Source organism: Moraxella sp. 179-F 1C4 NHS, assembly GCF_045370505.1.
In the GTDB taxonomy this organism is placed as follows: Bacteria; Pseudomonadota; Gammaproteobacteria; order Pseudomonadales; family Moraxellaceae; genus Faucicola; species Faucicola tetraodonis.
The window spans coordinates 47529-71896 of the sequence record NZ_JBIQEC010000008.1 but is presented as its reverse complement, the minus strand read 5'-3'; the positions used below and the strand labels follow the sequence as shown (position 1 = coordinate 71896).

The 24368-nt window shown below is 43.3% G+C and carries 20 protein-coding genes; 11 read left to right on the top strand and 9 right to left on the bottom strand.

Annotated elements, in window-relative coordinates:
- Window positions 1–7 precede the first annotated feature (7 nt).
- The 3 genes from nrdR to ACH0AB_RS05635 all read left to right on the top strand — a co-directional run bounded on the left by nrdR (window position 8) and on the right by ACH0AB_RS05635 (window position 2756).
- Entirely contained in the window at window positions 8–532 is a 525-nt protein-coding gene (gene nrdR, locus ACH0AB_RS05645) for a transcriptional regulator NrdR (protein WP_406877515.1), read from the top strand.
- Window positions 533–540: 8 nt separating this feature from the next.
- Entirely contained in the window at window positions 541–1620 is a 1080-nt protein-coding gene (gene ribD, locus ACH0AB_RS05640) for a bifunctional diaminohydroxyphosphoribosylaminopyrimidine deaminase/5-amino-6-(5-phosphoribosylamino)uracil reductase RibD (RefSeq protein ID WP_406877514.1), read from the top strand.
- A gap of 467 nt (window positions 1621–2087) precedes the next feature.
- A complete protein-coding gene (locus tag ACH0AB_RS05635; protein WP_312534330.1) occupies window positions 2088–2756 on the top strand; it encodes a riboflavin synthase in 669 nt (222 codons plus the stop codon).
- 124 nt (window positions 2757–2880) lie between these two features.
- Here ACH0AB_RS05635 and ACH0AB_RS05630 read toward each other — a convergent pair whose 3' ends face one another.
- Window positions 2881–5703, bottom strand: a complete 2823-nt coding sequence (locus ACH0AB_RS05630; RefSeq protein ID WP_406877512.1) for a response regulator — start codon at window positions 5701–5703, stop codon at window positions 2881–2883.
- 136 nt (window positions 5704–5839) lie between these two features.
- On the opposite strand from ACH0AB_RS05630, the gene fmt reads away from it, so the two are divergent.
- From fmt to thrC, 3 genes are all read left to right on the top strand, one after another.
- Complete coding sequence (fmt, locus tag ACH0AB_RS05625; protein ID WP_406877511.1) at window positions 5840–6856, top strand: methionyl-tRNA formyltransferase; 1017 nt, start codon at window positions 5840–5842, stop codon at window positions 6854–6856.
- A gap of 15 nt (window positions 6857–6871) precedes the next feature.
- Entirely contained in the window at window positions 6872–8224 is a 1353-nt protein-coding gene (rsmB, locus tag ACH0AB_RS05620) for a 16S rRNA (cytosine(967)-C(5))-methyltransferase RsmB (RefSeq protein ID WP_406877509.1), read from the top strand.
- A gap of 67 nt (window positions 8225–8291) precedes the next feature.
- Window positions 8292–9707: a threonine synthase gene (gene thrC / locus ACH0AB_RS05615; RefSeq protein WP_406877507.1), complete on the top strand. Its 1416-nt coding sequence runs from the start codon at window positions 8292–8294 to the stop codon at window positions 9705–9707.
- Between the two features lie 95 nt (window positions 9708–9802).
- Here thrC and ACH0AB_RS05610 read toward each other — a convergent pair whose 3' ends face one another.
- The 4 genes from ACH0AB_RS05610 to mpl all read right to left on the bottom strand — a co-directional run bounded on the left by ACH0AB_RS05610 (window position 9803) and on the right by mpl (window position 13682).
- Window positions 9803–10549, bottom strand: a complete 747-nt coding sequence (locus ACH0AB_RS05610) for an enoyl-CoA hydratase-related protein (protein WP_309596084.1) — start codon at window positions 10547–10549, stop codon at window positions 9803–9805.
- 255 nt (window positions 10550–10804) lie between these two features.
- Complete coding sequence (locus ACH0AB_RS05605) at window positions 10805–11062, bottom strand: GlsB/YeaQ/YmgE family stress response membrane protein (protein WP_036601338.1); 258 nt, start codon at window positions 11060–11062, stop codon at window positions 10805–10807.
- 259 nt (window positions 11063–11321) lie between these two features.
- Window positions 11322–12164 carry a ParA family protein gene (locus tag ACH0AB_RS05600; RefSeq protein ID WP_406877505.1) on the bottom strand — a complete coding sequence of 281 codons (843 nt, stop codon included), beginning with the start codon at window positions 12162–12164 and terminating at the stop codon, window positions 11322–11324.
- 84 nt (window positions 12165–12248) lie between these two features.
- Window positions 12249–13682 (bottom strand): UDP-N-acetylmuramate:L-alanyl-gamma-D-glutamyl-meso-diaminopimelate ligase, encoded by a 1434-nt coding sequence (mpl, locus tag ACH0AB_RS05595; protein WP_406877504.1) that lies wholly within the window; start codon window positions 13680–13682, stop codon window positions 12249–12251.
- 293 nt (window positions 13683–13975) lie between these two features.
- Here mpl and gdhA point away from each other — a divergent pair, with 293 nt between their 5' ends.
- Entirely contained in the window at window positions 13976–15310 is a 1335-nt protein-coding gene (gene gdhA, locus ACH0AB_RS05590) for an NADP-specific glutamate dehydrogenase (protein WP_406877503.1), read from the top strand.
- A 91-nt stretch (window positions 15311–15401) separates the two neighbouring features.
- On the opposite strand, the gene ACH0AB_RS05585 is transcribed toward gdhA, so the two are convergent.
- Together ACH0AB_RS05585 and ACH0AB_RS05580 are read right to left on the bottom strand one after the other, a co-directional pair.
- A complete protein-coding gene (locus ACH0AB_RS05585; RefSeq protein WP_406877502.1) occupies window positions 15402–16385 on the bottom strand; it encodes a YheT family hydrolase in 984 nt (327 codons plus the stop codon).
- A 162-nt stretch (window positions 16386–16547) separates the two neighbouring features.
- A complete protein-coding gene (locus ACH0AB_RS05580) occupies window positions 16548–17144 on the bottom strand; it encodes a YigZ family protein (RefSeq protein ID WP_406877501.1) in 597 nt (198 codons plus the stop codon).
- A gap of 49 nt (window positions 17145–17193) precedes the next feature.
- Between ACH0AB_RS05580 and ACH0AB_RS05575 the strand changes: the two genes are divergently transcribed.
- Window positions 17194–17898 carry a pseudouridine synthase gene (locus tag ACH0AB_RS05575; RefSeq protein ID WP_076775626.1) on the top strand — a complete coding sequence of 235 codons (705 nt, stop codon included), beginning with the start codon at window positions 17194–17196 and terminating at the stop codon, window positions 17896–17898.
- On the opposite strand, the gene ACH0AB_RS05570 is transcribed toward ACH0AB_RS05575, so the two are convergent.
- A complete protein-coding gene (locus tag ACH0AB_RS05570) occupies window positions 17895–18554 on the bottom strand; it encodes a DUF2939 domain-containing protein (protein ID WP_406877500.1) in 660 nt (219 codons plus the stop codon). The genes ACH0AB_RS05575 and ACH0AB_RS05570 overlap by 4 nt on opposite strands.
- A 253-nt stretch (window positions 18555–18807) precedes the next feature.
- On the opposite strand from ACH0AB_RS05570, the gene dnaJ reads away from it, so the two are divergent.
- From dnaJ to ACH0AB_RS05555, 3 genes are all read left to right on the top strand, one after another.
- Entirely contained in the window at window positions 18808–19974 is a 1167-nt protein-coding gene (gene dnaJ / locus ACH0AB_RS05565; protein WP_406877499.1) for a molecular chaperone DnaJ, read from the top strand.
- A gap of 220 nt (window positions 19975–20194) precedes the next feature.
- Window positions 20195–21001, top strand: a complete 807-nt coding sequence (gene dapB / locus ACH0AB_RS05560; protein ID WP_406877498.1) for a 4-hydroxy-tetrahydrodipicolinate reductase — start codon at window positions 20195–20197, stop codon at window positions 20999–21001.
- Between the two features lie 59 nt (window positions 21002–21060).
- Window positions 21061–22200, top strand: a complete 1140-nt coding sequence (locus ACH0AB_RS05555) for a restriction endonuclease (RefSeq protein WP_007116600.1) — start codon at window positions 21061–21063, stop codon at window positions 22198–22200.
- 42 nt (window positions 22201–22242) lie between these two features.
- Here ACH0AB_RS05555 and thiC read toward each other — a convergent pair whose 3' ends face one another.
- Entirely contained in the window at window positions 22243–24261 is a 2019-nt protein-coding gene (gene thiC / locus ACH0AB_RS05550; RefSeq protein ID WP_312116042.1) for a phosphomethylpyrimidine synthase ThiC, read from the bottom strand.
- Between the last annotated feature and the right edge of the window lie 107 nt (window positions 24262–24368).

The window sequence follows — 24368 nt, the reverse complement described above, 5'->3', positions numbered from 1 at the left end:
AAATCGCATGCACTGTCCATTTTGTAATGCTGAAGATACCAAAGTCATTGATTCAAGACTCGCGGCAGAGGGTGCGCAGGTACGCCGTCGTCGTCAGTGTGCCGCGTGCCAAGAGCGATTTACCACCTTTGAAATTATCGAAGCGGTCATGCCTCGTATCATCAAATCCAATGGTCGTATTGAGCCGTATGATGGGCAAAAACTGCGTCGCTCAGTGCAACTACCGTTACAAAAACGTCCAATATCGACTGACAACATTGAAGCTATGATTAGCCGGATTGAAAAGCAGCTCAGACAGCTCGGTGAGCGTGAGGTGCCAAGTAAAATTTTAGGTGAAGTCGTCATGAAAGAGTTGAGCCAAATTGATGATGTCGCCTACGTTCGATTTGCTAGCGTGTATCGAGATTTTCAAGATATTGAAGCGTTTAAACACATGGTGTCAAACCTTACCACGGACACCAACAAACAAGAAATCAATCAACGTATCGAAGATTTGACTCACCCACACAAGCTCAAACATCTACAATCCTAAGTTTTATTATGACGGCAACTTTATCCCCTGCTGAGCGCTATCAGCACCAATACTACATGTCACGCGCCATTGAGCTGGCTAAAAAAGGACGTTTCACCACCCGTCCCAATCCTAGTGTCGGCTGTGTCATTGTCAAAGATAATCAAATTATTGGCGAAGGTTTTCACTATCAAGCAGGACAACCCCACGCCGAAGTGTTTGCCCTTCGCCAAGCGTATGAGCGTTATGCTAAGCATTTGCAAGGTGCAACAGCATATGTCACCCTTGAACCTTGTAGCCATCATGGACGTACCCCGCCCTGTGCTGATGCGCTAATCCAAGCGGGTATTAGCCGTGTGGTGATTGCTGTTGTCGATCCTAATCCTAAAGTTGATGGTGGTGGTATTGCCAAACTGCAGCAGGCAGGTATCGAAGTCATTACCGGTATTTGTGAGCAAGCGGCTTATCAATTAAATGAAGGCTTTTTTAAGGTCATGCGTGGCGGCTTGCCTTTTGTGCGCTTAAAGATAGCGACAAGTCTGGATGGACGCACCGCGATGGCAAATGGTGAGTCAAAATGGATAACCAGCGACCAATCACGCGAGGATGTACAGCTTTTACGAGCGCAAGCAGGGGCGATTATCACGGGTAGCGAAACCATCCTACAAGACCATCCTGCGCTAAATATCCGTAGTCAGCAATTAGGGGCAAATTTAGAAGATATACCACAGCCGCTATTGGTAGTGCTTGACCGTCGTCAACGCATCCAAATGACGGATGCATGGTATCAAAGCCAAATCACCCATCGTCCCGTCTTGCTTATCCAAGATTCAACTATGAGTTTAACCACACTACTCAACACTTTAAAAGACAATTACCAAATTAACGATGTGCTAGTTGAAGCAGGTGCAACGGTCGCTGCTAGTTTCTTGCAACAAGGTCTGGTAGATGAATTAGTCGTGTATCAAGCGCCATGCTTTTTGGGTAACAGTGCTAAGCCCATGATTAACTTTAATGCACAGCATGTCCACCAGCAAATTATCGCTTCGTTAGTTTCACATGAAACAATGGGAACTGATATCAAATTAACCTATCGTTTTGATAAGTAAATCCACATAATGGGTTGGATAAATCTCGCTGAAAATAAATAGTTAAATTATTATATTTTTCGCTTTTTAAAACTTATCCACATTGTTAGCTAAATTTAATAAATACGTTAAAACCAGCATTTCTTTTGTGGATAAGTGTTTCACATGAAACAATAATTAGAGTCAAATTTTACTGTAATACTAGATTATAAGCGTTGTTCCACATGAAACATTGCGCAACAAACCCGTTACCTATGACAATTATGACCAGTGGATAAGTAGATAAACAAGGTCATAAGTAGTCTATGATGGTAAGTTATCCACCAAAAGCTACCTCTATCATTTTAATTTTTTGAACGCTTTATGTTCGATTTGAATTAGAGTTTATCGCTGATTATAATTTAATTATTCTAAATAATATTTTATGTTTGTGATAGTTGTAAAAGTACATTAAAATGCATTATTATGATAAAAAACTAGGATAAACCATGTTCACAGGTATTATTGAAGCGACTGGAAAAATTGTTGCCATTACGCCGACGCAAGGTGATGTGCGCTTAAAAATTCAATCTGACTATTTAGACTTTGCTGATGTTAAATTGGGTGACTCGATTGCAAGTAATGGGATTTGTCTCACTGTTGTAGAGCAAGGTAAAGACTGGTACGCTGTTGATGTTTCACGTGAAACACTCAATAAAACAGCGATGCAACAATGGCAAGTTGGCGATGTAGTAAACCTTGAAAAAGCCATGTTGCCTACTACACGATTTGGCGGGCACATTGTCACCGGTCATGTTGATACCACGGGTACGGTTAAACTGATAAAAAATGATTCGCGCTCGATTTATATAGAAATTGAGATTCCAAGCGAGTTTACCAAATATGTCGCTACCAAGGGTTCTGTAACAGTCGATGGTATTAGCCTGACCAGTAATTTGGTAGAAGGTAATGTGATTAGTTTAAATATCATCCCCCATACAGCGCAGGTCACCAACATAAGCAGACATTGGAAAGTGGCAACAAAAGTCAACATCGAGGTGGATGTGGTAGCCAGATATTTAGAAAAACTTCTTATGTCAACACCAGACAACCTCTCAAATTCTAACCATGAAGGCATTACATTAAGCTTCCTACAACAAAATGGGTTTAGCAAATAGAGCGCAACTGCTTTATAATGATGGACAAAAAACCACCAATCAATTTACTTTTAAAACTCGACCCTCATAACGTTTTACTTCAAACAAAAAAAGACCAAGTTAACCTGGTCTTTTTTTTATTGTTTCAGACCATGTAATGATTGATGGCTTCGATGAGTTTTTGCTTGTTGATAGGTTTGGTCAAAAAACTGTCCATGCCCGCTTCTAAACAGATATTCCTATCATCATCAGAATCATTGGCGGTTAAGGCAACAATCGGCACACTATCTTTATTGAGGCGAATAATACGCGTCGCTTCAATACCATCTAGAATTGGCATGCGACAGTCCATCAACACAAGTCCGATTTGCTGACGATTTTCACTGAGTAACTTAACTGCTTGCTCGCCATCGGATGCTACAAGATAGCGATAACCCAAGGCTTCCAAATGCTTTTTGGCAATTTTTTGATTAACCGGGTTGTCTTCTGCTATCAATATCAATTTTTGGCTAGAAGGATGCGCATCGTTTGGGCTCTCAAGATTGGTGTGGCCCTCATCAACCACTTGAATTGGTCCATCCAATAACAGATTAGGGTTATTAACGGGGGGCGTTGCGGATGCTACGCTAACGCTAGAATTAGAGGGGCTGGGGTACTGCTGCAAAAATTGCTTAAATGCCAGTTGTACGGGCAGATGGGTATTGGTTTTTTCTTTTTTGATTTTTAACTCATATAGATGATTCACCTCAGCAATCAACAGGCTTAAAGACGCAGGTTTTTGCAAATACCCATCAAATTGTAATTGCAGCTCGGGTGGCAGAGTTTTAGGTGATTCAATACTTAAAATAATTTTAATCGCATCATTATAAAAATGAATATTATTTAATAAATGGTTGTTGGCTTTGAGTGCTGCATCATCAATCACAAAGACAGGGATCAAGCCTTGCAAGTTAAGGTTATTAATCGTATTGATAACGGTTTCATCAATAGTTGTGAAGATATGGTGCGATAATTCCACATAACTTAAAACTTTATTCGCTCGCTCAAAGATAGAAAATGGCGAGATAAGAATGAGTGTTACCCTTAAATTCCTGGTTTTATGTTGGTAAACAGGTTGCAGACTAAACTTTGGAATCGGTAAAAATAGTTGGAATTCACTGCCTTGACCAAATTGACTTTCTAAATGAATAAAGCCACCCAATAAATGTGAAAAACTATTGGAAATAGCTAAACCAAGTCCTGTACCGCCAAACTGCCGACTAATGGAATCATTGGCTTGTTCAAAGTAGGAAAATAATTTTTGTTGGTCTTTTTCGCTAATACCTAAACCGGTATCTTTTACCGTTATTTTTAACCAATCTTTGCTGACAGTGGTATTTTGGCTGGTTTTAGCCGCGATTAATGGGTGACGGCTATCGGTTTTATCAACCGTGATAGCCACGTAGCCCTCTTTGGTAAATTTTACCGCATTGGTCAATAAGTTTAAAATAATTTGCCGTAATTTGCCTTCATCACAATCAATAAAACGTGGGGTAAAGGGGTCCACAAAAATATACAGACTAATTTTTTGACGTCGGGCGTTACCAACCATCAGTCCAGTGGTTTGGCGTAGTAACTGCAAGAGATCAATAGACGTGACATTGGTTTGTAGCCTGCCTGCGTCTAATTTGGCCACATCAAGCATATCATTGAGCAGTTGAATCATAGTATAGCTAGATTGTTGTAGCGTGGCGATGGTTTCTTGTTGCTCGCTATTAAACTGTGCTTTATCTTCAGCAAGTAGATCTATCATGCCGACTAGACCACTGAGTGGAGTACGCAATTCATGCCCCACTACCGCCCACATTTTATTAAAATTGGTTAGTTTATCAGTAGTAAATTTATCCTCGACCCACGCTTTTTGCAGCTTATCGTGATAATCGGTGGTATCTTGTAAGCCACAGCTATAACCTTGTAGTTGACCGAAACGGTTATAATACGGGGTAATGCGTAAATCAAAATACAGATTTCGCTGTAGATTGGTCACGGGTAAGGTCGCATAAGTCTGAATATTCTCGAGCGAATTTAGTAACTGCTGCGTGGTTTTATTGGCACCGGTGATAAAGTCACTGAGAATATACATCGACCCCGGTTGAAACGGGGTATAAAACACTTGTGAAAATTTATGATTAAAGTATACAATCCGACCATTTCTGCTCATGATAAACAGCAAAATTGGTGAAGTATCAATCAAAATATTTTGTCGATAGGTTAACTCGCGAACCTTATCATAATATTGCCCCATCTTATAAGCATGACGATTAAACAGCTGAGATAAATAGCGTAATTCAGGGTGGTCACGAAACTCATGAAGCTTGGCAGGCTGATAACCTTGACTAATTTGCAATTGCAAATTTTGGGCATTATCGAGAAATTTATCCCAAACATCATAAACTTTTCGCAGCTGAATCATCATATATAAAAATAGGCAAAACCCCAATAGCAGCGGCAGCAAATAGATAGGGTTGGCAAAATTACGCCAAAGTGGCAAATATTGTACTTTAACGTATAAGCGGTAACCCGCTGCCAGATTCTGCCAAACTTCAAAGCCATGAATATCATAAAACATTTTATTGCTTTGTTTGTTAGATAGCGTCCAATTGGGTAAGGGGACAGAAAAATCGTCATGGTTGTTTTTGACAACGGTAGTAGCACCCGTCGGCTCAACGATAATCAACTGATAATTTTTAATCGCCGCATGGTGATCTAAAGTGACTTGGCTCCAATCGTACTCATGATGGCTAATTTTATGATTGAGTTTATCAACCAGCTCAACGAGGCAACTTTCACCGAGCTGCTGTTGCTGCTGCAACGCATAAAAACCTAGCAACCCATAACCTGCCACTATCAGTATCAGTTCGATAGCCACTAAGGTTACGATGAGTCGCCGAGCTGCCGGGCGATTGTAGAGAGAAAACTGGTTTGACACAGCGTGATATACCCAATAGAGAAAACGGTCAATGAAGGTAAAAGAAAAAAACCCATCATCACAATGCTAGATTTAAGTATTGTGCCAATTCATATTATAATAGCAGAAATTTATTGTATTTAAGACGAAATTTATCATGTCTCAAACCCCGCTTAGGGTAGTATTTGCTGGTACGCCCGAATTTGCTAAAGTCGCCTTACAAGCACTCATCAGTCACCAAAAAGCCCTTAATATTGACATTGTGGCAGTTTATACACAACCTGACCGCAAATCTGGTCGTGGGCAAAAAATTAGCGCATCGCCCGTGAAAGCACTTGCCTTAGCGAATAACATTGCTGTGGAACAACCCGAAAGTTTTAGCTTAAAATCAGCCGATGGCAATGTTTCACGTGAAACACTCAAAAAATATCGACCCGATGTGATGATAGTGGCAGCTTATGGATTGATTTTACCACTTGGCGTACTGCATACCCCAAAATTTGGCTGTATCAATATTCATGGCTCATTATTGCCACGCTGGCGCGGTGCAGCGCCCATTCAACGTGCGATTTTGGCAGGTGATAACACTACAGGCATTACCATTATGCAAATGGCGCAGGGACTCGATACGGGCGATATGCTGTATAAGATAGCTTGCCCCATCACTGACACAGATACTACCCAACTATTGCATGATAAATTAGCCAAATTAGGCGGTGAAGCCATTGTGACGGTGTTGTCTGATTTAGAAAATTATCAACAAAAAGCCGAAAAACAAGACGACGCTTTGGCTAATTATGCCGAGAAAATCACCACGGCAGAGGGTGAGATTAACTGGCAAAATGATGCCATCAGTATTCAACGTCAAATCCGTGCGTTAAATGCCTTTACCTATCTTGATGAACATAAAGACCCCAATCAGCGTATCAAAATAATAGAAGCAGCGCCCATTAAACTCGACCAACAAACCCATGAACCCGCAGGTAAAATCGTCAGTGTGGGTCGTAACGCGATTTTGGTCGCCTGTGGTAAAAACGCGACCAACCACCAACATCAGGGTGCACAACATTTGATTAATATCACCCAAATGCAGTGGCCTGGTGGTAAGCCGTTAACCGCTGAGCAAATTGCCAATGGAGATAAACTCAACGATGGTGATATTTTTCACTCATAACCAATTAGGCACATCATGACCCAATTACATTCTCAGCTTAACACTCGCGCCAAAGTTGTCGCCACCCTTGAGCGTATCCAACAAGGTGAGTCATTAGCTAGCTTGCTTGAGCCACTACTCAACCAAGTGAGCGACAAAGACAAAGGCTTTGCCCATGAATTATTGCTTGGCACACTGCGTCAATGGTGGGCACTCGCTCGTATTGGTGAAAGCTTGATTGAGCATGAAGTCACTGACAAAGGCGTATGGGCAGCACTCAATATCGGACTGTACCAACTGCTGTATATGGACACGCCAGATTACGCGGCAATTGGTGAAACGGTCGAAGCAGTCAAACAACTGGATAAAGGTTATGGTGCTGGACTTATCAATGCCATACTGCGAAAGGTGCAAAAAAACCCTGCCAAATTTGCCAAAAAAATTGAGAAAAATCACAGTCTACCTAATTGGCTTGCCAAACAGCTCAAACAGGATTGGGGTGAATACTATGCCGAGCTTGGGCAAGCGCTTCGCCAAGCTGCGCCCATATTCTTACGCGTCAATCGCAAATTTTGTAGTGTAGAGGATTATACCGATATATTAACCCAACAAGGTATCGGTTTTGACCTAGTGTCCATTGGCTTTGAGGAGGTGCAAACCATTCAACTCACTGACGCTATAAGAATCACCGATTTGCCTAAATTTGCCGAAGGATGGGTCAGTGTGCAAGACAAACATGCCCAGTTATCAGCGCATATTTTGACAAGCCTCGCCTTGGATAAATCTTTGACGGTACTAGATGCTTGTACTGCGCCCGGGGGTAAACTGGCGCATTTATTGGAGCTTGATGAGTCAAAAACGTTTCACGTGAAACATCAAAATATCGCGCATGTAATCGCTTTGGACAACGATGAAAAACGTTTACAACGGGTGAGCCAAAACCTTGAGCGTTTGCAGTTAAATCAAGAAAATGTACAATTGGTATGTGAGGATGCCACAACGTTTCAAGCCGATACCCAATTTGATGTGATAGTGCTTGACGCACCTTGTACCGCAACAGGGGTAATTCGCCGCCACCCTGATATCGCACTGCTACGCACCGAGGAAGATGTGGGGCAAACTGCCGCGTTACAAGCCAATATTTTAGCCAACTGCTGGCATAATTTAGCCGATGATGGTTATCTACTCTACATCACCTGCTCGATGTTAAAAGCAGAGAATGAAGACCAGTTACAAGCGTTTTTAGCCACACACAAAGAGGCGCAAATCGTGGATTTTAGCCTTAATTTATCCAACCAAATCAAACGGGACATCGGTTATCAATGCTTGCCGCTTCATCAAAACGATGGCGATGGTTTTTATTATGCCTTACTGCAAAAACGTGGGTAAAAATTGGCATTCATCGCAATGCTAGGTTTATGCTAAACTGCATCAAATTGATTAAATGGATGGAAAGATGAACTATATCAGCACCCGTGGCAAAACAGTCCCTATGCAATTTAGTGATGTGTTACTGATGGGGCTTGCCCCAGACGGCGGCTTAATGCTACCCGAAGAATACCCACAGATTGATGAAGCAACCCTCACCCAATGGCGCACTTTAAGCTACCCTGAGCTTGCCTTTGAAATCATGCAATTATTTGCCACCGATATTCCAAAAGATGATTTAAAAACACTGATTGATAAAACTTACACCGTGCAGGCATTTGGCAATCCCGATATTACCCCTGTTCGTACACTCAAAGATGGCATCAAAATCATCGAGCTATCAAACGGTCCAACACTGGCATTTAAAGACATCGCCATGCAGTTTTTGGGCAATGCTTTTGAATATGTGTTAAAGAAAAAAAATGAGCGTCTGACCATCATCGGTGCAACATCAGGCGATACAGGCTCAGCTGCTGAATATGCGCTGCGTGGCAAAGACAATATCGAAGTGTTCATGATGTCACCCCATGGCAAAATGAGTGAATTCCAGCGCGCACAAATGTATAGCCTTGATGACAAAAATATCCATAACATCGCCATCAAAGGTATGTTTGATGACTGCCAAGACATCGTAAAAGCCCTGCAGCAAGATGCCGAATTTAAAGCCAAATACAGCCTTGGGACTGTCAACTCCATTAACTGGGGTCGTATCCTCGCGCAAATCGTCTACTATTTTAAAGGTTACTTTGCCAGCACCACCGACAACAGCCAAAAGGTGAGTTTCTGCGTGCCATCGGGTAACTTTGGTAATATCTGCGCGGGACATATTGCCCGTGAAATGGGATTACCCATCGAGCGGTTAATCGTTGCCACCAACGAAAACGACGTTCTGCACGACTTTTTTACTACTGGCAAATATAGCCCCCGTACTGCTGACAAGACTTATGTGACATCAAGTCCATCGATGGATATTTCAAAAGCGTCGAATTTTGAGCGTTTTGTGTACCTGCTCGCTGAGAAAAATGGCGAAAAAATTAATACGCTTTGGCAGGATGTCAACGCAGGTAAAGGCTTTGATATGTCGGATTTGATGGCAAATATCAATGGCAAATATGGCTTTGCATCGGGAAAATCAACCCATGCCGACCGTATCGCCACAATCAAACAAGTGTATGCCGAAGACAACCAGTTAATTGACCCGCACACCGCTGATGGGATAAAAGTGGCTCGTGAAGTACGCAAAAAGGGTGAGGTCATTGTCTGCGCCGAAACCGCCTTGCCAGCCAAATTTGCCGAGACCATCACCGAAGCTGTCGGTCAACTTGACATTCCCCGTCCCAAACATACCGATAATATCGAAAGCTTGGCGCAGTATGTGACTGTGCTTGATAATGATGCAAATTTGGTGCGTGCGCAAATTGAACAGTTTGTGGTAGCCAAATAATGGCTATCTAATAAATTGGCTAATAAATTGAATTAAATAAAAGCCTTTTAATTTTCTAGTTAAAAGGCTTTTTTGCATTAGTGTTCTCTTTTGCCTTATTGTTTATGGACAAATTTGCGCAGTATCGCTTTGACTTCATCCGTCTGCAGACGGTTACTAAAGTGAACATTTTCTTGTTGGATACGCGCTAGGATTTCTGTGGCATTACGCATCAAGTCTTTGGTTTGTCGTACCGATGACACCGATTTTTTGGCAAGTATTTCTGCTTTTTGGCGCGCCGTGCTTAGTACCTCATCACTATTAGCAAAAGCTTGGTTGGCTAAGCCCAATTCAACCGCCTGTTTACCTGTAATTTTTTCACCCATCACAAACACCTCAAAGGCACGCTGATAACCAATTCTTTGCGTCAGCAAAAGGGTCGAACCTGCTTCTGGCACCAAAGATAAATCCACAAATGGGGCTAATAATTTAGCGTTTTCTACGATATACACCAAATCACAATGAAGTAGCAGCGTCAAGCCAATGCCAACGCCTGAGCCTGTCACCGCTGCCACGATGGGTTTGGGATAATCGCCCAAAAACTGCACGAAATCTAACGCGTTAAGCTCAGCATCATCGTTTTCTGCTTTGTTTAAAAAATCGACAAGATCATTACCTGCGGTAAAAAAATCACCGGTTGACGTAAATAAAATCACTCGAATATTATCGTCACTTTTTGCCTGTTCCATCGCGGTTTGTACGGCTTGGTACATGGCATTGGTTAGGGCATTTTTTTTATCAGCACGATTAAACTGGATTTCTAAAACGCCATTTTGCGTGTGAAAATTGACAAGTTGTTCCATGAAAGTGTTTACCTTAGTATCTTATCAGTGTCTAGTAGATATTTGGTACTAGAAACCAAGTCAACAATATAGCATTATTCTAAGCTGAGATTCTAAACTTAGTGAGACAATGACCGCAAAAAAATCAAACTGAAAAAAATTTAAAGCCAACATACCAACTGTTCAAAGAATTTTAGCCAATAAAAAAGGCATTTAATTTAAATGCCTTTTTTTAATTGATTTTTTAAATTGATTGCTTAACTAACTAATACAATATTAACCAATACGGCGTTTACCCGTCGCTAACTCATAGACGAATAGCACAATAATTGCACCAATGACTGAGAAAATTAGACCAGTAAAGCCACCATTGGCATTCATACCTAGCATACCTGCTAAGAAACCGCCCACTAATGCACCGATAATACCCAGTACAATGGTAAGAATCCAACCCATTGCGTCGGCACCTGGCTTGATAGCACGGGCGATAACACCAACGATAAGACCCATGATAATCATATAAATAAAGCTCATTTTAACACTCCTCATTTTTTAACTTGTCTAATTTTTAACTTATCTTGTTGCCTAATCGATTGGCAGGCGTTACAGGGCTAAATTGTTATATTTATAGTTTTAACTAATAACTGCCTCTCTGATGACTGTCATTTTATAGACAAGCTACCCGCAGTTAAAATGTTGGTTTGTTAATTGTGTAAGTTCTCTTTGAAGTATTAAGAGAATTTTTTATTTAATGTAATGCTATGTCAGTAGACACGATTAAATGTAAGTTCCGTTATCTAGATTCGATTTCTTGATAAAGCGCAGCGTACTGCTGGGTGAGTTTATGTTTAGCGTCCAAATAAATCAGCGGTAAGCTTTGATGGTGGGATTGTTTCATGATAATCGAAGGGCTAAGTTTGGTCTCATACACAGGATAGCCTTCATTGACCAACGTTTGTACCACTTCGTTGGGTAAATTGGCACGTGGGTCAAACTGATTGACGATAATACCTTCAATTAACAAGTCACTATTATGGTCTTGGCGCGTTTCTAAGATATTTTGCACCAAGGTTTGTAGCGCGCGTTTGGAGAAAATATCACAATCAAACGGAACGATGACACGATCAGCTGCGATCAATGCCGACAAAGTAAAAAAATTAAACGCCGGTGGTGTATCAATGTAGACCCGATCAAACTGCTGACTTAAAAGATTTAAGCCGTCTTTTAATTTATAAATTTTATGTTTGCTTTCAAGGGGCTGCAAAATATCGGCAAGCATGGGGCTGGCTGGAATCAGTGATAAATTATCAAATCGGGTTGTGTGAATACAGTGATCCAACCCTTGATTGCGACTACCCGTCATACCGCCAAACGGAAATGCAAACATCATCGGCATAGGGCTAGACGTCGCTTGCAGGGTTTGCGAAAAGAAATTTTCAATATTGGGCTCTGTGATATGAGCGGGATGAATGTCTGTGGCCGCATCGCCGATGATATATTGGGTAGCGTTGCACTGTGGATCAAGGTCGATGAGTAAGGTACGCAAACCTTGATGGGCACTTATCGCGGCAAGATTGACAGCAATGCTGGATTTACCAACACCGCCTTTTTGATTAAAAATGACTCGGGTAAGCATTGTGTAACCTAATAATTGTACAAATAATCATGAGTATGCTAAAAAATCACGATTTTTGCTAGCAAAATTACAAGGTTAAAACAGTTAGCCTTGCTGCAGTGCCTTCACCAGTCGACCATGAATGCCTTCAAAGCCGCCATTTGACATCACAATCACCGCATCGTCATCGCCAATGTGCGCTGCAATATGCTTAATAATCGCATCGGTCGATGTCATCACTTGTTGGTTGGCAGCATTGCCAATCGCATCGGCAACTGACCAATCTAGATTGGCAGGTTGATACCAAATGACTTGGTCGGCGATACTCGCTGACGGCGCAAGCAAACCTTGGTGGGTACCGAGTTTCATGGTGTTTGAACGCGGTTCAATCACTGCCCAGATTTTACGGTTTGGGTTATCCGCAAAACGTTTTTTGGCACCATCAAGCGTGGTTTCAATGGCGGTTGGGTGGTGGGCAAAGTCGTCGTAAACTTCTATCTGTTTGCCGTTGTTATCGATTATGCCGACCAGTTCCATACGGCGTTTGATGCCCGCAAAATTGGATAAGGCTTCACAGGCTTGTGCAACCGATACGCCAACATTGTAGGCTGCCGCAATTGCCACTAAACCATTATTGACGCTATGTAGCCCGCTCATCTGCCAATTGACTTGTCCCGTGTTACCATCAAACATGACTTCGTATTGGCTTCCGTCTTGTTTCACTAGCTTGGCTTGCCAATCCGCTTGAGGATTAGTGGCAGAAAGCGCTGTCCGCCAAATCGGTGTCCAACAGCCTTTTTTCAGGGTTTCTTCCAAGCTTTCGGTATCTGCTGGCATGACGATTTTGCCATTTGACGGTATCACGCGTACCATGTGATGGAACTGGGTTTGGATGGCGGCAAGGTTTGGGAAGATATCGGCGTGGTCGTATTCAAGGTTGTTTAAAATTGCGGTGGTTGGGCGATAGTGAACAAACTTAGAGCGTTTATCAAAAAAAGCACTGTCATACTCATCCGCTTCGATGACAAAGTAACCTTCATGATCCGCAGTTTTATCACTACCCAAATGGCTACTGTGGGCAAACGCTTGTTGTAGGCGTTCATCTTGGGTATCAACAAGTGGCACGCCACCAATCAAAAAGCCGGCATCAATGCCTGCATAGTGTAAAATCCACGCCAGCATCGTGGTAGTGGTAGTTTTGCCATGCGTGCCTGCGACAGCTAATACATGACGGTATTGCAATACCTGCTCTGCCAAAAACTGCGGACCTGAGGTATAAGGAATACGCTCATTGAGCATATATTCAACCGCTTCGATGCCGCGCTTCATGGCATTGCCGACAATCACCAAATCAGGTGCAGGTTGTAAATGACTAGCGGCATACCCTTGCATAATCTCAACACCCGCATTTTTAAGCTGGGTGGACATTGGTGGATAGACATTGGCGTCCGAGCCTGTCACGGTATGTCCAAGGTCACGCGCAAGCAGCGCCAACGAACCCATGAAGGTACCACAAATACCAAGAATATGAATGTGCATAAGTTTGCCTTAGGTCAAATACGCATTAGCGGCTAACCAAAGCCGCTAAACCTTGCTAAAAATTAACAATTTTAAAGGACAAATCATGCTTTGTCAGCTATTAAATCCAGTTGCAGGTTAACTTACTCACAAACACCCATGTCTAGTTTTCGGCAACCCACCGTGCCAAAACCGTGCCAAAGGGGTACAGAAAAATAGTTTTACAAATTACTATGACAGTGCTAAGTTACTATAAATTCACCAAAATAGTGTTTTTGCACTATTTTTATGAAGTTAAAGAATTGAGGAGTGGTATGAAAAGCAGTGAGTTATTAAGCACTTTAAAGCAGTGTCATAGCAATGAGCCAGAGTTTATCCAAGCGGTCGAAGAATTCTGGGAAGATATCGCAGCGGTTTATGACCAATCCACTGTTTATCAACACCTTAATCTATTTGACCGCTTAACCAACCCTGACCGTGTTATTCAATTTCGTATCAACTGGGAAGATGACCAAGGCAATGTTCAAGTCAACCGCGGTTGGCGTGTGCAATTTAACAATGCATTAGGCCCTTACAAAGGCGGTATCCGTTTTCATCCCAGTGTGAATCTTTCGGTACTAAAATTTTTAGGGTTTGAACAAATCTTTAAAAACGCATTGACCGGTTTGCCTATGGGTGGGGGTAAAGGCGGTTCAGACTTTGACCCAAAAGGTAAATCAGACGCCGAAATCCGTCGATTTTGCTATGCCTTTATGCGCGAATTAGCGCCTTATATTGGTGCAGATATAGACGTACCTGCGGGTGATATCGGTGTCGGCGGCCGCGAAATTAATTATATGTTCGCCATGTATAAGACGCTTAATCGGGAGTTTACCGGGGTATTAACCGGTAAGACGGTGGGACAAGGTGGTAGCTTGATTCGTACCGAGGCAACGGGGTTTGGTCTTGTGTATTTTTTACAAAACATGCTAGAAGCCCATCAAGACGGCTTGATGGCTAAGACTGTTTTGGTCTCAGGTGCGGGCAATGTATCGCTACATGCGGCACAAAAATGTATTGAGCTTGGCGCACAGGTACTGACATTATCAGACTCAAAAGGTACCTTATATCTCAAGCATGGCTTTACCTTAGAGCAAATTGAAGCGCTCAAAACTTATAAAGCGCAAGGCAAACGTTTAAAAGACTTCGTCGGCACCAGTGATGACGCAGAATGGATCGACGGTAGCCGTCCATGGCATATCAAAGCCGATATTGCCCTACCTTGCGCCACCCAAAACGAAATCAACGGGCAAGATGCGCAAAATCTGGTCAATCATGGCGTTAAATACGTGGCAGAAGGTGCCAACATGCCCAGTGATGCCGATGCCATCGCCATCTTCCAAAGTAATGGCGTCATTTATGCGCTGGGAAAAGCCTCGAATGCCGGTGGGGTTGCGGTATCAGGTCTTGAGATGTCACAAAACTCGGTACGTCAATACGCAACCTTTGCGGTGCTTGATGAGCAATTAAAAACCATCATGAAAAATATCCATGACGATTGTTTTAACCATGGTAAACAAGCGGATGGGAGCATTGATTATAAAAAAGGCGCCAATCTAGCAGGCTTTAACAAGATTGCTAAAGCCATGGTGAATTACGGCATTTTATAATGTTAGAAGTAATCTTAAAAAACCCCTCATTAACTTTACTAAATAAAAAGCGCCGTCATTGTGATGGCGTTTTTTATTGAAGCAATAGCAATCAGTCAGCACAAGCCTGAAAAAATTTAAAGCTGGTGCTAGGCAGCCAATTTACATTGAGTTTCTTGTTTTGTAATTGTACAAAGCCCACATGTCCCCCATGCTGGCTGTACAGTAAGCGCACGCAAGGTGACACATCGGCTTGGGTGGCAAGAATGCCCAAAAATGGGTCGTCTTTGGCAGTGATAATCAGCGTGGGTTTAGTGATGTTTTTGAGTACAGGTAGGGCAGAGGCCTGGATGTAATAATTCGCCCCTGTACCAAAACCATGACGCGGCGCGGTATATAACTCATCAAACTCATCAATCATCTTGATATTTTTTAAGGCGTTGATTAATGCTGGCTCGTCTACCTTTTTTAAGGCTTTTTGCAATAAAGGATTGAGCAAATAAGGCGTATACACCCGTTTGGCGACAAAACGATGCATGGCTTTTGCCGAAGTCGTCAAATCGACGGGCGCAGAAATCACCACTGCTGCTTCACAGGCAGCTGCATCGCCTTGCTCGCCCATATAACGCGCCAGCATATTGGCGCCGAGCGACACGCCACTGGCTACAATTCGGCTATAGCCGTACTGAGTTTTTAGCAGGTCAAACATATGTACCGCTTCGGCAGTATCACCCGCGTTATAGTCCAATTCTGAGGTATTATCCACCCCGCCGCAGCCGCGAAAATGGACGATAACCGCATCATACCCCAATCGGTGCGCTTGGTGGGCAAAGGCAATGGCATAATGGCTGTCGCTACTGCCTTCAAGCCCATGAAACATCACCGCCAATGGCTTATCAAGGTTTGGCTGATTGTCGGTATTGGCAAATACAAAGTCATAAGCCACTTGGGTGGTGCCGGTGCGGTCAGGGTGAAGGTGTCGCTGATAGTTAGGTTTTGGCAGTTTGATAAACTTGGGTAAAATGGTTTGAACGTGGGGGTTGGCTAAAAAAAACGGGGTGCGAAATGGCGTTAGGGGTAGTTGATGAATGTTCATAATATACCTAGTGATTGTTATGATTTTTGACTATTTTACGGCTTTTTGACAGTTTTTTCATGGCGACTTATGAGCTAAGTTTGGGGTATTTTGTAGGTTTTTTTGAGAACAATTTTCCTAGGCTATCACTTTTACGCTACTGCTGTGGTTATTTGCTTTTGGTTATTCACTGGCTTTCACAGTCCCGTAAAAGCCGATTTTTTCGCTGAGTGCTTGAACCGACTTTTGCGCAAGCTCCACCGTCAAAACGACATTTTTACCATAATCAACCTTTAAAATCGTGGCTTTAAAGCCGTCTAATGTATGTCTGACAAAGGACTCATTGGCAAAATCGGTTTCAATCAGTATCACGCTTAATGGCACAAACGCGTGCAAATTCATGTTATCAACCACGGCTTGTGCGGTGCTGCTATAGGCACGTGTCAGACCGCCTGCACCAAGTTTGATACCGCCAAAGTAACGCACCACAATCACCACGCAGTTACCAATTCCCTTGTGTTGTAACACGTTTAAAATCGGCTTACCTGCCGTACCACTGGGCTCACCATCGTCATCAAAGCCGGCTGAGGTGGTGTTGTGCGGGTCGCCAATAATATAGCCATAGCAGAAATGGCGTGCATCGGGATACTGGTTGCGTAATTGTTCCACGTGAAACATTAATTGCTCGCGGCTATCAATGGCAAAGCCAAAGCCCAAAAATTGGCTTTTTTTAATCTCAAGTGTGGCAGTACATGGGTCGCTAAGCGTGTAATAGGTCATGGTTAATCTATGTTACAATAAACAAAACAAGCACTAGGATAACAAAAAAATGCGTTTAGACAAATTTTTAAGCAAAGCCACCGAGCTATCGCGTAAAGACTGCAAAAAAATCTTGCACGCAGGCGAAGTCACTGTCAATGGCGAGGTGGTCAAAGATTCAAGCCTACACATCGATGAAGTGGGTGACGATATCGAATGGGCGGGTGAGCCATTATCGGTCGCGATGGGCAATCGCTACTTACTGTTATATAAGCCAGAAGGCTTTGAATGCACCCTAAAGCCAAAAGAATGGCCGATTGTTACAGACTTGATTGATGTACCCCAGCTAGGTAGTTTGCGGATTGCAGGGCGACTCGATGTCGATACCACAGGTGCGCTACTACTCAGTGATGATGGTGGCTTTTTGCACCGCGTCACCAGCCCCAAACATCATGTGGCAAAGGTGTATGAGTTGACACTTGCCGACCCAATGACTGAAGCACAACAGGCATTTGCGATTAAAGAATTGGCAAAAGGCATCATGCTTGAAGACGAGTATGATAAAACCAAACCCGCTGAGTTAAGTTTTTCTGATGCTACCCATGCCAAGCTGGTACTCACGGAAGGCAAATACCACCAAGTCAAACGCATGATGGGCTACTTTGGCAATAAAGTCATTGAGCTACACCGTGCCAGCATCGGTAACATTACCTTAGCAGGATTAGAAAAAGGCGAAAGCCGATTTTTGACCGCTGAAGAAATTGACCAGTTTTAAGGATTTAGCGGCAGTGTCACACCCACGATTTTCCAATGAATAAGCCGTTGGCGCTGCAAGCGGAGCGTTAAGGGATAGCCACGCAGTTGTCCGGTGACTTCAAAACAGTTAACACCACAATAGTGTGTGGTCGGTCGGGTTTGTGACGTTGCTGTGGGAGCATTGGGATTAGGCGATTGCAGTTGTTGTTTGATTTTTTGGTTAAGCTCAGCTGAATTGCGCGCCAAAATCAAGTCTTTGATATCAATCTTATCCATCGCTACTGCCACCAAGCCTCCTAGCAGTTTGACATTTGTTTTGAGCGGCTCGCTGGTCGCTTGTCCTGTCAGCGCATACTGTACGCCCTCTGGCGTGACGGTATTATCCACGGCTTGATTAACCATTTTATTCACTAGGTCATTAGGGTTTAGCGCGATATTGAGCATCTGCAAAATAGGGGATTTTGCGATATGACTGGCTTTTTCTATTAATACAGGGGTTAACTGTGATTTGATACTTTGCTGCAGTTGCGTAAATTCAATTGCTGCACTGATAGTGTCTGCTTGTTGTGCATCATAGGCTTTTTTCAGTTGGTACACTGCCCAATAAGGGGAGGCGAATACCCATGCGACGACAATCAGTGCAAGGATGATTAGCAAAGATAATACTTTTTTCATAAATGACTATTAGAGTTAGAGTTTGCTAATTAGTTTAAAACAACGGGCTAGGCTATTGCGTATTTTTCTTGCAAAAAAAGGAAAATATTTTTGCGCTGATAGCCGATTATTTGCTTGATTATTTAACAAAAATCGCCACTATATTGCATATTTTTAAATTTTAGTCTTTCAAAGGTTTGGCAGCTGTTAAACGTTGCTACTGGTCGAACCCACTCTTCCGTACTGTCAACACTATGCTGCCAAAGGAGTTACTATGTCAAAACGCGATTTTTATGAAGTATTAGGGGTAGATAAAACCGCTAATGAACAAGAAATCAAAATAGCCTACCGCAAACTTGCGATGAAATATCATCCAGACCGTAACCCTGATGACCCTGCCGCCGAAGAAAAATTCAAAGAAGCCTCGATGGCATACGAAGTGCTAAGCGATGATAGCAAACGTTCAGCGTATGACCGTATGGGTCATGCAGCGTTTGAGAATGGCATGGGCGGTGGCGGCTTTGGCGGTGGAAACTTCCAAGACATTTTTGGCGATATTTTTGGCGGCATGGGCGGCGGCCGTGGTGGCAGCGCCGGCGGCTTCCAGGACATTTTTGGCGACATTTTTGGGGGTCGCACAGGGGGTGGACGTAGCAGACGCGGCTCAGATTTACGCTATATGCTCGATTTGACACTTGAAGAAGCGGTGCAAGGGACAAAAAAAGAAATTACCTTTACCGCACCTGCCCCTTGTGAAACTTGTGATGGTAAGGGCGCCAAAGACAGCAGCGATATCGTGACCTGCGCAACTTGTGGTGGTGCGGGTGTGGTACGTATGCAGCAAGGATTTTTTGCTGTGCAACAAACCTGCCCCAACTGTGGCGGCTCAGGTAAACAAATCAAAAATCCTTGCAATGATTGTCATGGCTCGGGTGTTAAAGAAAAATCACGCACCCTTGAAGTAACCATTCCTGCCGGCATCGACAATGGCGATCGGATACGTTTAACGGGCGAAGGTGAAGCGATTGCAGGCGGTGAAAGCGGCGACTTGTATGTTGAAATCCGTGTGGCACAGCACCCTATTTTTACCCGTGAAGGCGCTGATTTATACATGGATGTGCCAATCAGCTTTGCGGATGCAGCCTTAGGTCGTGAGGTGGAAGTACCAACGCTTGAAGGACGTATCAATTTACGCATTCCCGAAGGCACCCAAAGCCACAAAGTATTCCGTATCAAAGGCAAAGGCGTTACCCCCGTGCGCACGACGATGAAAGGTGACTTGTTATGCCGTGTGGTGGTAGAGACACCGACCAACCTTAACAACAAACAAAAAGAGCTACTTCGTCAGCTACAATCATCCATGGGTGATCATCAACAATCGCCCCAGAAAAAATCTTTCTTTGATAAACTCAAAGAAGATGTCAAAGACTTGTTTGACTAGGTTTTATTGGTTTATAGTGTTTGATAGATGTTTCACGTGAAACATCGAACCCTTGTAATGATTGCAAGGGTTTTTTTGTATAAGGCAATATTGAGCTAAGCTAGGATTCAGCGAGACAAGCTGTTATGATTTGAACTTAGAAAGTTATACTAGAAAATCAGGCTAGAAAATCAAATCAGAAAGTTACACTAGGTAATTGGGCGAGATAAAGGATAAGCAAATGGTAAAAATCGGGGTCATAGGCGCAGGTGGGCGCATGGGACGTATGCTGATTCAAGCAGTGGCACAAAATCCACAAACTACCCTTGCAGGGGCGATAGAGCGTCAAGGCTCAAGCTTGTTGGGCGTGGATGCGGGAGAGCTAGTTAATCTTGACAAAATTAATGTCGCTTTGGTCGATGACTTGGCAGGGGTTATTCATGATATTGACGTGCTCATAGATTTTAGCTTGCCTGAGTCGACTGCCAAAAACTTACAACTTTGTGCTGCCAAAGGCGTCAATATGGTCATTGGGACAACAGGTCTAAATGATGAGCAAAACGCCAACTTAAAACAGGCAAGTGAAAAAATCGCCATCGTATATGCAGGTAATTATTCAACTGGGGTGAATTTAACCCTTAAGCTGCTTGAAATGGCTGCCAAAGCATTTGGTGACAGCGCTGATGTCGAAGTCATCGAAGCCCACCATAAACACAAAATTGATGCACCATCGGGCACCGCTTATATGATGGCTGAAGCGGTTGCCAAAGGACGCGGTCAAAACCTAAAAGACGTGGCGATTTATGGTCGCGAAGGTCAAACTGGCGCGCGCAAAGCAGGTGAGATTGGTATCCATGCCATTCGCGGTGGCGAGATTGTCGGCGACCATACCGTGATGTTTATTGCTGATGGTGAAATTGTTGAAATCACCCATAAGGCGCGTGAGCGTATGACCTTTGCCGCAGGGGCGGTGCGTGCTGCGGTGTGGGTCAATGAGCAGCAAACAGGACAGTTTGATATGCAAGATGTGCTTGGGCTGAAAGACTAAATTAACGCATATGGGTTCGATGCTTACTAGATAAGGCTAATGTATTGAAGGAAACAATAATGGGCGAAACAGCAAATATCACCAAATTACCCCCATTTGGTGATTTACTAAATTCAGGGATTCAAACGCTAAAGAATCTTAGTGGGCGTAGCAGTATTAGTCAAAACTTATTTTTTCGTGAGTTTGATAAGGTTGCCCAATTAAGTGACGATCAAAAAAGTATTAGCTACTTAAGCCAATTTGACATTCAAAATGAATATGAGGAAGGGACACCTTGTTACGAGCCACTGACTAATTTGATATTAATGTGCTTATCTGCCATGGGTGTTATCAAAGAGAACTGTTTTAGTTTGCAGCCAAATATTGGTAAAGAGTTTGCAAGCTTAATTACCTTTGATGAAAAAGTAACCATAAAAAATCTCGTTAGGATAGATCCACTTGGCAAGATATTTTTTTGGTTAGCCAATGAAAATTTTTCACAATATCTTATGAAAGGTATCCCAAATAATGATTATATCGCAAACTTAAAACGCTTTGATGAAAAGTCTTTTCAAGATCTTAAAAAAGTTAATCAAGTGGCATATGGCAAACGTGGTGACCCATTGATTAACTATTTTATCAATGAGACAACGCGCCGCACGTCATTATTTATGAATAACTATCAAGATGCCATGGTCAGCGATGGCAATGTAAAAGTTACCCCAGACATGATATTGACCCAACTTGATAATTTAACACCATTACAATTTGAATGGTTTTGCGTGAAATTGGTAGAGCGTTCACTAGAGAATGAAAGTCCAGAAAGTAACTTAAGTTCGCACCATACAGGAAAAGCCAATGACGGCGGTATTGACGGTATGATTACTCAAATATTTTCTAATGAAGAACGGCATACGTACTATATTCAAGCAAAACTTTACTCCCAAGGTAATAATATTTCAAATCGCGAATTAAGAAACTTTGTGGGCGGCTATCCACCGCAGAAAGACAGCCATCATGGTATTTTTATTACCACAACTAGCTTTACCAAACCCGCGCTCGATTATTTCGAAAACCTTGAGTCGCATAGTTTAATCTTGATTGACCAAATGGCACTAATTGAGCTGATGATGGAGCATGAAGTGGGGTTAAAGCAAGTAGATTCTAAGCCAAAGCTTGTACTGGACAATGATTTTTTTGAAAAAATTAAGCGGTATTAAAAAAATAAGGTAGATTAACTACCCTATTTTTTACCAAAAAATTTAAACTTCTTTATATAACTGCTTACCTTCCTCAATAAATTTTTGCTTCATCTGCTCCATGCCTAGGCGGACTTCATCGGCAGACGCTTCACCGACTTGCCCGACCAATTCAGTATCCACCTGCTTGATAGCGTGGCTGGCATCCGATAACTCGCCTGTATCAGGGGTGATGTCTTGCCCAAGCTGTGGTTTATTAAACTCAAGCCCTGCTGCATAATCCCGCACGTTTTGGGTGATTTTCATTGAGCAGAATTTTGGACCGCACATCGAGCAAAAATGCGCCGATTTATGCGCTTCTTTTGGCAAGGTTTCATCATGAAATTCACGTGCCGTGTCTGGGTCTAGGCTGAGATTAAACTGGTCATCCCAGCGAAACTCAAAGCGTGCTTTTGACAAGGCGTTATCCCGCGCTTGGGCACCTGGGTGTCCTTTTGCCAAATCTGCCGCGTGCGCTGCGATTTTATAAGTGATGATACCGTCTTTGACATCCTTTTTGTTCGGCAGACCTAAATGCTCTTTTGGCGTGACATAGCACAGCATGGCCGTGCCGTACCAACCAATCATCGCCGCACCAATGGCGGATGTGATGTGGTCGTAGCCTGGGGCGATATCGGTCGTCAAAGGTCCGAGTGTGTAAAAAGGCGCTTCTTTACAGACTTCAAGCTGTAAGTCCATGTTTTCTTTGATACGGTTCATGGCAACGTGTCCTGGACCTTCAATCATAACTTGTACATCATGTTGCCATGCCACTTGGGTCAGCTCACCCAAGGTTTTGAGCTCACCAAACTGCGCATCATCGTTGGCGTCTTGTAGGCAACCGGGACGCAAACCATCACCCAGACTAAACGCCACATCGTAGGCTTTCATAATCTCGCAAATTTCTTCAAAGTGGGTATAAAGAAAATTCTCTTTATGATGGGCAAGACACCACTGTGCCATAATCGAGCCGCCGCGTGACACGATACCCGTCAAACGATTGGCGGTCACCGGTACGTAGCGCAGCAGTACGCCCGCGTGAATGGTAAAATAATCAACACCTTGCTCGGCTTGTTCAATCAAGGTGTCTTTAAAGATGTCCCATGTCAAATCTTCGGCAACGCCATCCACTTTTTCTAGGGCTTGATAAATCGGTACGGTACCGATGGGCACGGGGGAGTTACGGATAATCCATTCACGGGTTTCATGGATATGCTTACCGGTTGATAAGTCCATGATGGTGTCCGCGCCCCAACGGGTAGCCCAAGTCATCTTGGCAACTTCTTCGTCAATGCTAGAGCCCAGGGCTGAATTACCGATATTGGCATTGATTTTAACCAAAAAATTACGACCAATAATCATCGGCTCTGATTCGGGGTGATTAATGTTATTGGGGATAATCGCCCGTCCCGCAGCGACTTCGGCACGCACAAATTCTGGGGTGATGAGTTTGGGGGTATTGGCACCAAAGTTGTTACCAGCGTGCTGACGCATATCAGTTAGGTCATGCTGCTTTTGGGTTTCACGGATGGCGATGTATTCCATCTCTGGGGTGATGATGCCTTGTTTGGCGTAGTGCATTTGGGTGACGTTTTTGCCATTGATTGCCCGTCTTGGCTTGTCAATATGCCCAAAGCGCAGGTTAGCCGTGGCGATGTCATTGGCACGCTCATTGCCGTATTGGCTTGACAGTTTGGCAAGCTGCTCGGTGTCGCCGCGCGCTTCTATCCAAGCTTGACGCAGTTTTGGTAAGCCTTTAGTCAGGTCAATTTCGACGTTGGGGTCAGTATATACTCCTGAGGTGTCATACACATAAAACGGTGGGTTTTTTTCGCCTTCTGCCTTGCCAAAACCACCCACCGGGGTATCGGTCAAGGTGATTTCCCGCATCGGTACTTGGATGTCAGGGCGTGAGCCTTGGATGTAGACTTTGCGAGATGCCGGCAAGGCGCGCGTCAAATCACGCGCTTCTTCTTCAAAGCGGTCGTCGGTAGGGTCACGGTGGGCAGGGGTTTTGTGGGTAACGTTGGTAAGTTGGTTCATAGCGAGTCCATGTTATGTTATGAAGTGATGGTTTGCTGGACTCGGGCGAAGATAGGTGAGTAGGACTGTTTCTAGTAAAAGGCTGATTCTAGAAAAAACTGGTCTAA